The sequence below is a fragment of the Neolewinella litorea genome (assembly GCF_004803465.1).
In the GTDB taxonomy this organism is placed as follows: domain Bacteria; phylum Bacteroidota; class Bacteroidia; order Chitinophagales; family Saprospiraceae; genus Neolewinella; species Neolewinella litorea.
The window spans coordinates 543,116-556,587 of the sequence record NZ_SRSF01000001.1 but is presented as its reverse complement, the minus strand read 5'-3'; the positions used below and the strand labels follow the sequence as shown (position 1 = coordinate 556,587).

Below are 13,472 nucleotides of genomic sequence, written 5' to 3'. Positions count from 1 at the left end.
TCGTCTGCGATCCGGCTGCAATACTGTTGAATTACCCGACGTTCCTATACCCGATGAAATCCTTGTTACTTACTGCCATTGCCTGCCTCTCATTGTTTTCCGCAGCCGCTTCGGAATCGTCCGCCGGCTGGGGAGAGTGGGTCATTGAATGGGTAACGAGCCTCTTCTCACCCGAAGTTCAAAAGGAGGATACAAAGGAGATACGCATTGAGCCAAAGGTGGATGAGGCGACATTGTCCACCCTCCACACGATTCCCGGATCGGACACCCTTACCCTTACCGAGGGCTGGCCCTACGAGAGCCTGAACGTTGCCGGCGACGTGGATCGCCGCTCCCGCCTCCTGGCGCAGACGGTACTCGTCGGTAACCCCGGTCGGAAACTACCCCTGGCCACCGATCATCCCGTTCGGGTGATCTATCCCGCCGGTCAGCGTCCGGACCGTTTTCTCCGCATGGCCCGCCGGTTTACCGACGTACAGGAGATTGCCTTCTCCGATCGGCTTGCTCCCGCGCTCGCCGCCGCACCCGCACTTCCGACCGTAGTAGTGGCCACCGACCCACCCGGCGGGTTGTCCAACGACGACTGGTACGAGTCACTCTACACCATTGGCGATTACACCCTGGTCCATTTCGGCGACGCTGAGTTGCTGGATACGGTACCTGACGATTGGGGTTTGATCAATACCCCGCTGCGAAGTAAGGAAAGCGAAGCCTTCGTGGCGCAGTCCCTGTTCGGGGCGCAAGCACTCTTTGGTCGCCTACCAGGTGGTGCGGGTGTGGATCTCCCGGAGACGCGGCAGGGATTCCGCGAGCCCGAGGTTTTGGGCATCGACCGGTCTGAGCTGGCCAGCGTCGACCATACCCTCAACCGTGCCGTACGTTACCAGGCCACGCCGGGTGCCCAGCTGACGGTACTGAAGGACGGTCACGTGGTCTACGAACGCGCCTACGGCAACCACAAATACCGGGGCGGCGAGGCGGTAAGGGTAAGCGACCTTTACGACCTGGCTTCGGTCACCAAGGCCGCCGCCACTACACTGGCGGTGATGAAGCTCTACGATGAAGGCCGCCTTGATTTGCAGGCCCGGGTGAGCGACTATCTCCCGGAATACAAGCGTCAGGTACCCGGCCGCTACCGCATCGACCAACTACTTACGCACCATACCGGGCTCGATCCGAGTCTGCCCCTTTACACCTACATCCACGCCCCCTACGTCGCCGATACCGCCGATGAGCGCCACCCCTTACGCCTCAGTGAGTCCCGGTGGCTGGATGGTGATGTCCCCCGGCGCCTACGGCAGGATCTGGCGAAAGTGCCCTACACTCGCACACCCATTCACCGCTACAGCGACATCAACTACGTACTCTTACAGTTTGTCGTTGAGTCGGTTACCGGGCTTGGGCTGGATGAATACGTAAACCAGGAGTTCTTCGAGCCGATGGGTTTGCGCCACCTCGCCTTTCGTCCACTGGAGCGCTTTGCCCCCCGGCAACTGGTGCCTACTATCGTAGACCGGTGGATTAACCGCGGTGAAGTACGGGGATATGTCCACGATGAAGGAGCCGCTCTACTGGGTGGGGTCGCCGGTCACGCCGGACTTTTCGGTAACGCTACCGATTTGGCCCGCCTCTTTCAGCTTCTGATCGACGGTGGCTCCTACGGGGGGCAACAGCTGGTGTCGGAAAAGACCGTACAGCTGTTCACCGAACAGGGGCCCTACAACTACCGCGCGCTGGGGTTCGACCGACTGGAGCGGGGTTACGGAAGCATCACCGACGCGGGGGCCTCTGCCCGCACTTTTGGGCACACCGGTTTTACGGGCACTTGCGTTTGGGCGGACCCCGATACGGACCTGGTATTCGTACTTCTGACGAATCGCACCTACCCCGATCCCGAGAACAAGAAATTTATGCAAACCGGCGTACGCTCGCGCGTGCACCGGGACGTATACCGGGCGCTGCACTCTTTTGAGTCCTACCAACCCGTTTAAGCCAATCCGCTCCGGAAGGGTACGAAGCGGCACAATCCAAGTTTTTCTTCCTCGTAAGCATCCGCCGAGCGGCGGGTGATTCGCAGCAATTGCTGAATTTCATTTTCCGGTCCTACGGGTATAACCAGAATTCCCCCGATGGTCAGTTGCTCCAGCAGCGGCTTCGGCACTTCCGTAGCTCCCGCAGTCACCAGAACGCGGTCGTAGGGCGCCATTTCGGGCAATCCCCGATTGCCGTCACGGAGGAAAAAGCGGATACCGCGGTCCAGCCGCAATTTTTTCAGCGTGAGTTTCGCCTTCTTATACAGGGGTTTATGCCGCTCAACGGTAAAAACCCGCCCGCCCAACAGCGAAAGTACGGCTGCCTGATACCCTGACCCGGTGCCGATCTCGAGGACGCGTTGGCGCGGCAGCAGTTGCAGGGCAGTGGTCTGCCAGGCTACCGTCGAGGGTTGTGAGATGGTTTGCTCGCAGTCGATTGGAAAGGGCTCGTCGCGGTACGCCCAGTCGCTGAAGCTGCTTTCCAGAAATGCGTGGCGGGGGATATTGGCCATGACATCGAGCACCCGATCGTCGAATTCGCCCTTTTTGCGGAGCTTCTCGATCAGCCGTTTACGCTGCCCGCGGTGTCGGAAACCATCTTCCATTTTAGCGTAGTTGACCGGCCAGGTCGGCGGGAGAGTAGTTTATGTTCTTGAGAACCTTGTTGTCCGCATTGCGGTACACGAGGTAGTGGGCCCCACTTTGTTCCACGCGCCCTTCCTGTTCCAGCTGCCGATAATGTTCTATTGTGGCCTCCGCTTCGGCCTCCGTGGCGCAGGTCTTGCTCATGTTTGAGCGGTGTACTTCATCGAAGAGGGCCTTGAATTTATCGCCCAGGCCGAATTCCAGCACCGCGCCGCTCAGCACGTACTGCAGATCGGCCAGTGCATCGGCCACCTCTACTATGTCACCGGCCTCGATGGCCGCTTGCAGCTCATTCAGCTCCTCCTGCAGAAGGTTGACGCGCAACTGGCACCGATCGGGGGGCGGGATCGCGGGTGCCGTACAAACGGGTACGCGAAACGTGCGGTGAAATTCGGCTACCGCGGACAGCGCGTCAGGGCTTTTCATACAGCTTGTTTGGATTTGGGCAAATATAGCAACAAGAGCGCGGAGAAACGAACGTTCGACCCACGGAATAGTTGCGTGGAACATTTCAGAAATTAGGGCGCGGCGCTACGTACCGGTCGGCTATTACCCATTGGCAATCTGCATCGTAAAGCAGAGGTGTCGAAGCTGATCAATACATATTTTGCTAACTAGTGTAATCGTAGAATTAAAATTACGCTTATTACGCAATTGCAAAACTATAAAAGATGTTTGTGTGCACAACGATTGTTCTGCGGGACGTTTGCTGGCGTAAATACCCAGGTTTTAAACTCGTGGAACATTGCTGGGGCGGGGGTGGAGGGATATCTTCGGGATCCGAGCTAAGGGTAAGCACCCGGCCCTCGCCTTCTTCTTCAGCTACCCCAACCGTCTATGCAGTACCAATCTACTACTCCTCGCGAATCTGGCCTCTACACCCCGCACCTGGAGTCGGACGCCTGTGGCACCGGATTTATAGCCAACCTGAACGGAGAAGCCAAACACAGCATCGTTAAGGACGCCCTTCGCATGCTGGCCAACATGGAGCACCGGGGAGCCTGTGGCTGTGAACCCAACTCGGGGGACGGCGCCGGTATCCTTACACAAGTTCCCGACGAGTTTTTCCGCCGCAAGCTCTCCGCGCTCGGGAAGGAACTGCCCGAGTTTGGCAAGTACGGTGTGGGACAACTCTTCCTGCCCGCCGAAAAGGAACTGAGCCGCCGGTGCCGCTTCCTCTTTGAGGATTACTGCGACGAACTGGGTTTTGACGTAATTGCCTACCGGAAAAATCCCCACGACGCCGATGAAGTGGGCCCCACCAGCGTAGGCGCGCAGCCCCGAATGGAGCAAATCTTCGTGAAACCCCGCACCGACCTGCCACCCGCCGATCTGGAACGCAAGCTTTACGTGCTCCGCAAGTTTGCTACTCACCGAATCCACGATACGTACCCGGAAACGCGCGACCAGTTTTACCTCTGTTCCTTCAGCTACAAGACCATTGTATATAAAGGTCAACTCACGACCTGGCAATTGCCTGGGTTCTACAACGACCTGCAGGACCTGAGCTACAAATCGGCCATCGCGCTGGTGCACAGTCGCTTCTCAACCAATACGGTGCCCAAGTGGAAGCTCGCGCAGCCCTTCCGCATGATCGCCCACAACGGAGAGATCAACACTGTACAGGGGAACGTCAACTGGTGGCGGTCCAAGGAGAGCCTGATCCGCAAAACGTTCAAGTTTACCGAGGACGAACTAAATATGATCTTTCCGGTCTGCGGCAGCAGCTTGTCCGACTCGGCCAACTTCGACAACCTGCTGGAGTTCCTCACGATGAATGGCATCAGCATTCCGCACGCCCTCATGATGATGATTCCCGAGGCCTGGCAGCACGACGAAGCCATGCCCGACTTCAAGAAGGCCTTCTACGAGTACAGTAAAGCCCTGATGGAACCCTGGGACGGTCCCGCCTCCATCTGCTTCACCGACGGCATCCTGGTAGGAGCTACGCTTGACCGCAACGGACTGCGTCCCAGCCGCTACTGCCTGTTGAACGATAATACCCTGATCGTAGCCTCCGAAGCCGGTGCCCTCAAGGTCGATCAGCGCAAGGTGGTCAAAAAGGGTCGGCTGCAGCCCGGCCGGATTTTGGTGGCCGACCTGCAGGAGCACCGCGTCATCGGTGACGAGGAACTCAAGGAAATCATCTGCAAGCGACTGCCCTACCGCGACTGGCTCGATGAATACCGGCAGGACATCAACAACCTGCCGCTGTCGCGGAAAGCGGAGATAACCATGGATCAGCAGACGCTGTTTCGCCGCCTCCAGCTGTTCGGCTACACCAAGGAAGACCTGAGCGTGCTGCTGGAACCCATGATCAAGGAGGGCACGGATCCCATCGGCTCCATGGGCAGCGACACCCCGCTAGCAGTACTCTCCCTGCACAGCCAACACATCGCGAACTACTTCAAGCAGCTGTTTGCTCAGGTGACCAATCCGCCGATCGACCCCATACGGGAGCGCAGCGTGATGTCCCTGTACGCCATGCTTGGCAGTTCAAGCAACGTCATCGAGCCGACGGCCGCGAACGCCACCTACATTCACCTGGAAACGCCCATCCTGACCAACGATGAGGTAGCCAAGTTGCGGGAGCTGCACCATCGGGATTTCCGGGCCGGTGTCATCAGCATGGTCTTTCCGGCTGATGGACAGGAAGGAAGGTTACAGGCCGCAGTGGAGCACATCCGCGCACAAGCGCAGTCTATGGTCCGCAGTGGCTACAACATATTGATCCTCAGCGATCGCGACGCCGACAGTCACAGCGCACCGGTTCCCAGCCTGCTGGCGCTCGGGGCCGTGCACCACCACCTGGTCGAACTCGGACTCCGGGCGAAGACGAGCATCGTGGTGGAGAGTGGCGACATCCGGGAAACGCACCACGTGGCCACCCTCATCGGATACGGGGCCAGTGCCGTCAACCCCTACCTGGCCTACGCGGCCTTGGCCGACCTGCACGCCCGCAACGTTTTTGAAGAGGAAGGCTACGAACTGAAGGACGTCATCAAGATCTACCGCAAGGCGGTGGGCAAAGGCATACTGAAGATCATGTCCAAGATCGGCATCTCAACCCTTCAGTCATACCAGGGTGCCCAAATATTTGAGATACTGGGACTTAACCACAAAGTCGTGGACGAATGCTTCCGCGGGTCAATCAGTAGAATTGAAGGTATAGGCTACGATGGCCTGGCCAGCGAGGTGCTGGTCCGCCACCGCCTGGCTTACCCGAAGGAATACATTCCCAACCCCAAACTGGAAGTCGGCGGTGTGTACCAGTGGAAGCGCCGAGGAGAGGCCCATACCTTCAACCCCAAGAGCATCCACTTCCTGCAGGTAGCCGCCCGCAAGAACGACGCCGATGCCTACGCGAAATATCGCGACGCCATCAATGAGCAAACCGAAAAGGCGCTTACGCTCCGTGGTCTACTCACATTCCGCAAGGGCGATCCCATTCCGATCGAGGAGGTGGAACCCGCCGAGGCCATCATGAAGCGCTTCGCGACGGGAGCCATGTCGTTCGGTTCCATCAGTTGGGAGGCGCACACCACCTTGGCCATCGCCATGAACAAGATCGGTGCCCGCTCCAACTCCGGTGAGGGAGGTGAGGACGAGATCCGCTTTGAACTCGACGAAAAGGGCCGCAACATGCGCTCCGCCATCAAACAGGTTGCCTCCGGCCGGTTCGGTGTGACCAGTCACTACCTGACCAACGCCGACGAACTGCAGATCAAAATGGCTCAAGGCGCCAAACCCGGTGAGGGCGGTCAACTGCCCGGCCATAAGGTAGACGACTGGATCGGTCGGGTGCGAAAATCCACGCCGGGGGTAGGGCTTATCTCCCCGCCCCCACACCACGACATATACAGCATCGAGGACCTCGCGCAGCTCATCTTTGACCTGAAGAACGCCAATCGCCGGGCCCGCATCAACGTAAAACTGGTATCCAAAGCGGGGGTAGGCATCATCGCCTCCGGGGTGGCCAAGGCTCACGCCGATGCCATCCTCATCAGCGGCCACGACGGCGGTACCGGTGCCAGCCCCCTCAGTTCGATCCGCCACGCGGGCCTGCCCTGGGAACTGGGCCTGGCCGAAAGCCACCAAACCCTGGTCCGTAACCGGCTGCGCGACCGGGTGACGCTGCAGACGGACGGACAACTGCGTACGGGCCGCGACCTGGTCATCGCCACCCTCCTTGGCGCCGAGGAATACGGCGTGGCCACCGCCGCCCTGATCGTGGAAGGCTGCATCATGATGCGTAAGTGCCACGTCAATACCTGTCCGGTAGGCATCGCTACCCAGAATGCCGAACTTCGGAAACGATTCACGGGTGATCCGGAGCACGTCATCAACTTCTTCCGCTTTCTGGCGGAGGATATGCGCTCCATCATGGCCGAACTGGGTTTCCGCACCGTCAACGAGATGGTGGGCCGTGTAGAGCACCTCAAGATGAACAGCGAAGTCGAGCACTGGAAATACCGCAGCCTGGACCTGAGTCCGATACTGTACAAGGAGGTTGCCGACGAATCTGTAGGCCTGTACAAGCGCGTGGAACAGGATCACGGCATCAGCGACGTGCTGGACCGCCGCCTCATCACCTCCGCGAAGCTGGCCCTGGAAGAACTGGAGTCGGTCACGGGATCCTTCGACATCAAGAATACCGACCGCAGCGTCGGGGCCATGCTGTCCAATGAGATCAGCCGCCGCTTCCACGGCGAAGGTCTGCCGGACGGAACCATCCGCTTCCGCTTCCGCGGTTCCGCCGGGCAAAGTTTCGGGGCCTTCTCGGCCAAGGGGATTGAATTCCTGCTGGAGGGCGAGGCCAACGACTACTTCGGTAAGGGCCTGTCCGGCGCCCGCCTCATCGTGGTGCCGGACCGCGTTTCCACCTTCGACCCCCACGAGAATATCATCATCGGGAACGTAGCCTTCTACGGTGCGACCTCCGGTGAGGCGTACATCAAGGGCATGGCGGGCGAACGTTTCGCCGTGCGCAACTCCGGCGTTAAGGCCGTCGTGGAGGGACTGGGCGATCACGGTTGTGAATACATGACCGGCGGGGTAGTGGTAGTCCTCGGTGAAACGGGCAAGAACTTTGGCGCCGGAATGTCCGGCGGTATGGCCTACGTCTACGATCCGTCCCGCACCTTTAAGAAGCGGCTCAATACCGAAATGGTGGACCTCGAAGACCTCAATGATTTTGACCGCAAGCTGCTGAAGCAAATGGTCCGCAACCACTTTGCCTACACCAGTTCCAAGCGGGCCCTGGATATGCTTAACGCCTGGGAGGATCAGGAGCACCACTTCGTGAAGGTCATGCCGCGCGATTACAAGGCAGTCCTCGAACAGCGGGACCAACAGCCCGACGTGCAGGTCAAGGTCGCCGAACTGGTTTAATCACTCAAGAAAAAGAATACCATGGCAGATCCCAACGGATTCCTGAAATATACCCGCGAGCTACCCGAAAAACGTCCGGTTGACGTGCGGAAAACCGACTGGCAGGAGCTCTACGTTCCCATGCCGGAAGAGAAGACCATCACCCAGGCCAGCCGGTGTATGGACTGCGGCGTGCCCTTTTGCCACAGTGGGTGCCCACTGGGCAACATCATTCCGGAGTTTAACGATGCCGTATACGACGAAGACTGGCGCGAGGCCTTTGAGATCCTGAGTTCGACGAACAACTTCCCGGAATTTACCGGCCGGATCTGTCCGGCCCCCTGTGAATCGGCCTGCGTGCTCGGCATCAACCAACCGCCGGTGGCTATAGAATTCATCGAAAAATCGATTGCTGAGGAGGCTTTTCAGCGGGGTTACGCCCGCCCGAATCCACCCGCCAGTCGTACCGGAAAATCGGTAGCGGTGGTAGGCTCCGGCCCCGCGGGTCTGGCCGCCGCCGCCCAACTCAACAAGGCGGGACACACGGTAACGGTGTACGAACGCAACAGCCGCATAGGCGGGCTGCTGCGCTACGGCATCCCCGACTTTAAACTGGAAAAGTGGGTGATCGACCGGCGCATCGAACTCATGGAAGCCGAGGGCGTGAAGTTTCGTACGAACGCCAACGTGGGCGGTAACGTAGACGCCCGGCAACTCGTGCGCGAAAACCACGCCGTAGTCCTGGCCGGTGGCTCTACCATCCCGCGGGACATCCCGAGCCAGGGCCGCGAGGCCCAGGGCGTACACTTCGCGATGGAATTCCTGGAGCAGAACAACAAGCGGGTGGCGGGCGACGACCTGTCGGACACCTACGAAATTCACGCCCGCGACAAGGACGTCATCGTGATCGGGGGCGGCGATACCGGTGCCGATTGCGTAGGTACCAGCAACCGCCACGGCGCCCGCTCGGTGACCCAGATTGAGATCATGCCTATGCCACCCACGGAGCGGAGTCCGGACTCCTGGCCCAACTGGCCCATGATCCTGCGCACCTCCACCAGCCACGAAGAGGGCTGCGAGCGCGAGTGGGCGGTACTCACCGAAGAATTCGTCAAGGACGAGGAAGGGAAGCTGAAGGGAGTCAGGACCGTCAACATCCGCTGGGGAAAGGACCCCACCGGTCGCAACACCTTCGTAAAAATTCCCGGTACGGAACGCGAACTTCCCTGCCAGCTGCTTTTGATCGCGGCCGGCTTCCTGCACCCCCAGCACGAGGGTCTGCTGGATACGCTGGGCGTTGGCCTGGATCCCCGGAAGAACGTGGCCGCCAGTCCGGAACACAACTACCAAACCTCAGTGCCCAAGGTGTTTGCCGCCGGGGACATGCGCCGCGGCCAGAGCCTGGTGGTCTGGGCGATTGCCGAAGGGCGGGAATGTGCCCGTGCGGTCGACGGATTCCTGCGGAGTGGGGAATCCGTGCTGGAAGGACGCGATGAGGGCCGACTTGAACTGGATTATGCATGAACAACGCCACTGGTCTGTATTTGAGATGATTACATAATAATAGCGGTAGTCCAATGTGGGTATTTATCCGGGTGCCCCTCCCGGTCGGCAATTTTTGTGCTTCTTTGCACCTGCGCGCCGCCGCCCTGTTGCAGTGGCAAAAGAAATCATCATGCGATACCGGAAACTGGGTAAAACGAACTTTGACGTAAGCGAAATCAGCCTCGGCACGTGGCAGGTGGGAGGTAAATGGGGAGAGCCCTTCGACGACGCGACGGCCGATCAAATATTGAACGAGGCGATCGACCGCGGCGTCAACTTCATCGATACCGCCGATGTGTACAGCGACGGAAAAAGCGAGGAAGCCGTGGGGCGCGTGGTCCGCAGCCGCTCCGAGTACATCTACGTGGCCACGAAGTGCGGCCGCCAGATCAACCCGCACACCAACGAAAATTATACGCTCAATGCGTTGCGCGGTTACGTGGAAGACAGTTTGCGCCGGATGAAGATCGACCGTATCGACCTGATTCAGCTCCACTGTCCGCCGACCGAAGTGTACTATCGCCCCGAGATCTTTGACCTGTTCGCTCGACTGAAGGAAGAGGGCAAGATCCAGCACCTGGGCGTGAGCGTGGAGAAAGTGGAAGAGGCCATCAAGGCCATGGAGTACCCCGACGTGGCGTCGGTGCAGATCATCTTCAACGTATTCCGGCAACGGCCGGCCGAATTATTCTTCGATCTCGCGCGGGAGAAGAACGTGGGCGTGATCGCCCGGGTACCCCTGGCGAGCGGACTGCTGACGGGTAAATTCAGCAGCGCCACCACCTTTGGTGAAGAGGACCACCGGCACTTCAACCGCAACGGCGAAGCCTTCGACCAGGGAGAGACCTTCAGCGGGGTTGAATTCGAGAACGGGCTGCGGGCCGTGGCCGAACTGAAGGCCCTATTCCCGAAGGAAGACAACCTGGCCCCCATTGCCCTGCAGTGGATACTGGCCCACCCGGAAGTGAGTTGCATCATTCCCGGCGCCTCCCGGCTGGAACACCTTACCTCTAACCTGTCGGTCGAGGACCGCGAGCCGCTCACCGAGGAGCAACTCGAGCGAATGAACCAGATCTACGAGGCGTCGATTAAGCCGGAGGTTCACCAAAGGTGGTAGGCAAGCGACCCGGCTAGCCGATGGTGAGCAGCATTAGGAGGAAGAAAATCAGCAGGCTACCGGTGATGGCCATCATCACTTCTGTCCGGCGGGCGGGGGGTAGGGCGGAGCGGCGACCGGCCAGACGGAGCCCCTCGGGATTGTCCAGTCGGGCCACGCGGGCGGCGCGGTACAGGCGACTGTTCTGAAGGATACTGCCGGTCGGTTTCGGAGTTTGATTAGGGTTCATTTCAGTCTTTTTTCCGGGGTTGTGTAAAAACGGCCGCAAAGATCGGACTATTTCCAACCCCGTGCAACTGGTAAACAAAAGTATATTCGGTGTCTCCCCGTTTCACAAACCGTGAGACGAATTAAATTCCGATCTTAAGGTAGACTTCCACGCTTCCTTCTCCGTTTGATAAGGTGTATCCACAATTGATACGCGCTTATTTACGCTCACCCGTTTTTTACACCATGATTACTCCCTTCACCAGCTTGCCGTCACTCAAGACTGTTGGCCAATGATCGGCCGTACCCTCGCGCGATTTGGCCGGCGAATGGGCTGGTACCGGGGCCCCGACGGTGTGTTCGGTCTCTATCGGGGATACCTGGTATCGATCCAGCAACAACTCTCCTTCGGCGTACCGCGGAAGGAAACCATTCGCGTTGAGACGCAGCCCCTGACGCCCGAGCAGCAGGTGGATATCAGCAAAACCCTGGCCGATACGCCGCTGCCTATGCGTTTTGCCCGGCCCGAAGTGACTGGGTCGACCCTGTGTCTTCACTACCGAAGGCTGTTTACGGCCCACGATCGCCACGAGGTGCGGAAAGTCATCGACGCCATCATCGATGTGGCGGAAGCGTACGGTCTGGATCCCGCCGTTCCGGCCGATCCCGACAACGGAGGACTGCATTTCTGTCTGTACCGGGGGAAGGTGATGGTACTTGACAACGCGGCATTCAAGCGTTTGCGCGACAATCATCGCGACCGCTGCGGCAATCACCTCCCACCTAGCTCGTCCTACGTCTACGGGGTAGCGGGCGGTTCGCTTTACGCACTGGTCGGGGTAGTACCCACCGTACTGGCGGCGTATTTGATGGAGCCACTGCCCGTCGTCGGCGGCATCGGGGTCTCCTATCTCTGCTACTACGGATACCGGCAATTTAACGGGGCGGTGGGCTCGCGCACTACACCGGCCATGCTCGTACTGAGTCTGTTGTGGATCCTGGTAACTACCTACGGCAGCTTTTGGGTGCAGTTGCTGGGCGAAGGCCGCAACTGGTCCGAGGCCTGGTGGTACACTTCGGACTTGCGGCAGCGGTACATCTACGATGGCGGTTTGGCCATCATTACCGGCGTGTTGGCCAGCATTACCCTCTCACGCTATTACCTGCGATCCGCCGGGCGGTTCCGCGAAGCCCGGCCCCTGTAGCGTCTATTTGCGCTTTTTCTTCTTGGTCACCCGTTCGGCCTCTTCCATCAGTTCGGCCAGTCCCATACGGTCCTGTTTCGTGAGCGTAAGGGTTTCTCGGTACTGACCGCGGTCCAAGTCCACCACCTTGATGTCGTTGCCGGTGTAGGCTTCCACGGCGCGCAGCAGTTCGTGTTCCTCCGGCGCGCAGAAAGAATAGGCTACGCCACGGTGCTTTCCCCGGCCCGTCCGGCCCACGCGGTGCACATAGTTGTCGGGCTGCTCGGGCAAGTCATAATTGATCACGTGCGTGACGTCGGGGATATCTATGCCGCGGGCGCTCACGTCGGTAGCGATCATCACGCGTTGCTCGCCGGCACGGAAGGCTTCCAGCGCCGTTTCCCGCTCCGGCTGGGGCATATCGCCGTGCAGGGTGATCGTGGGAATGTCGACCCGCGCCATGGCCTTCGCGATACGCTCACAGCGCACCCGCGTGCGGGCGAACACCAGCAATTTGGCGTCTGGATTTTCCTTGATGAAGCGCTCCAGGAAAAATCGCTTGTCGTCCATCTCGATGAATACCACCGAGTGGTCCACGTTCTTGCTCACCGGGTCCTTGGGGGAGATGCGGATGCGGATGGGGTTGCGCACCAGCGAGTAGGCGAGCTTTTTAATTTGCTCGTTGATGGTGGCCGAGAAGAACAGGGTCTGGTGCTTGCGCTGCAGGTGCCCGATCACGCCGCGGATGTCGTCGATGAAGCCCAGGTCGAGCATCAGGTCAGCCTCGTCGAGCACCAGGATGTCCACCCGATCGAGCCGCAACAGTTTCCGACCCAGCAGGTCGTACATCCGTCCCGGCGTCGTGATCAGCAGGTCAAGTTCCTTGGTCAGTTGGGTGATCTGGGGTTCGATCTCCACGCCGCCCGTCAGGCCCAGGACCTTAACTCCGGTACCTTTAGCCAAGGCTGTGAAGACCTCGGTCAGCTGCAGGGCCAGTTCGCGCGTTGGCACCATTACCAAGCAACTGATGCCCGTTTCCCGCCACTGGGTTTGCTTACGTTCGTGCAGTTTTTGCAGGATCGGGATTGCGAAGGCCGCCGTTTTTCCGGTGCCCGTTTGTGCAATGGCCAGCACGTCTTCCCCTTCCAGAATGGGTCGGATGGCCCGGTACTGTATATCGGTGGGGCGTTTCCACCCCTGTTTGGCAATGCTGCGCTTCAATTCTGGCGAAAGGGGGTAGTCGGTAAATTTCATACTGCGAATCTTGGTATCGTTTCCGCGGGCGTCGGGGCGCGGGTGCCGTGCAACTAACGCGGTGCCGGGGCGGTTGGTTACGCTTTCCTATCCTCGCGCCGCTATCTTTACCCCGAT

General features: G+C 59.4%; 9 protein-coding genes. 5 read left to right on the top strand and 4 right to left on the bottom strand.

Translation table 11 applies throughout. The features are described 5' to 3' along the window. Nucleotides 1–53: 53 nt before the first annotated feature. Nucleotides 54–1,991, top strand: a complete 1,938-nt coding sequence (locus tag E4021_RS02355) for a serine hydrolase domain-containing protein (RefSeq protein ID WP_168797427.1) — start codon at nt 54–56, stop codon at nt 1,989–1,991. Here the strand turns inward: E4021_RS02355 and E4021_RS02350 are convergent. Both E4021_RS02350 and E4021_RS02345 read right to left on the bottom strand, forming a co-directional pair. Next, nucleotides 1,988–2,638, bottom strand: coding sequence for a protein-L-isoaspartate(D-aspartate) O-methyltransferase (locus E4021_RS02350; RefSeq protein WP_136456297.1), 651 nt, complete (start codon nt 2,636–2,638; stop codon nt 1,988–1,990). The genes E4021_RS02355 and E4021_RS02350 overlap by 4 nt on opposite strands. A gap of 1 nt (nt 2,639) precedes the next feature. Further along, on the bottom strand, nt 2,640–3,104 hold the full coding sequence (locus E4021_RS02345) for a pyrophosphohydrolase domain-containing protein (protein WP_136456295.1): 465 nt from the start codon (nt 3,102–3,104) through the stop codon (nt 2,640–2,642). A gap of 411 nt (nt 3,105–3,515) precedes the next feature. Between E4021_RS02345 and gltB the strand changes: the two genes are divergently transcribed. From gltB to E4021_RS02330, 3 genes are all read left to right on the top strand, one after another. After that, nucleotides 3,516–8,069, top strand: a complete 4,554-nt coding sequence (gene gltB / locus E4021_RS02340; protein ID WP_136456293.1) for a glutamate synthase large subunit — start codon at nt 3,516–3,518, stop codon at nt 8,067–8,069. 21 nt (nt 8,070–8,090) lie between these two features. Beyond that, on the top strand, nt 8,091–9,572 hold the full coding sequence (locus E4021_RS02335; protein ID WP_136456292.1) for a glutamate synthase subunit beta: 1,482 nt from the start codon (nt 8,091–8,093) through the stop codon (nt 9,570–9,572). 151 nt (nt 9,573–9,723) lie between these two features. Further along, nucleotides 9,724–10,710 carry an aldo/keto reductase gene (locus tag E4021_RS02330; RefSeq protein ID WP_136456290.1) on the top strand — a complete coding sequence of 329 codons (987 nt, stop codon included), beginning with the start codon at nt 9,724–9,726 and terminating at the stop codon, nt 10,708–10,710. Between the two features lie 13 nt (nt 10,711–10,723). Here E4021_RS02330 and E4021_RS02325 read toward each other — a convergent pair whose 3' ends face one another. Continuing rightward, nucleotides 10,724–10,939, bottom strand: coding sequence for a hypothetical protein (locus E4021_RS02325; RefSeq protein ID WP_136456288.1), 216 nt, complete (start codon nt 10,937–10,939; stop codon nt 10,724–10,726). 271 nt (nt 10,940–11,210) lie between these two features. On the opposite strand from E4021_RS02325, the gene E4021_RS02320 reads away from it, so the two are divergent. Next, nucleotides 11,211–12,122: a hypothetical protein gene (locus tag E4021_RS02320; protein ID WP_136456287.1), complete on the top strand. Its 912-nt coding sequence runs from the start codon at nt 11,211–11,213 to the stop codon at nt 12,120–12,122. Nucleotides 12,123–12,125: 3 nt separating this feature from the next. Here E4021_RS02320 and E4021_RS02315 read toward each other — a convergent pair whose 3' ends face one another. After that, nucleotides 12,126–13,355 carry a DEAD/DEAH box helicase gene (locus E4021_RS02315; RefSeq protein ID WP_136456285.1) on the bottom strand — a complete coding sequence of 410 codons (1,230 nt, stop codon included), beginning with the start codon at nt 13,353–13,355 and terminating at the stop codon, nt 12,126–12,128. Between the last annotated feature and the right edge of the window lie 117 nt (nt 13,356–13,472).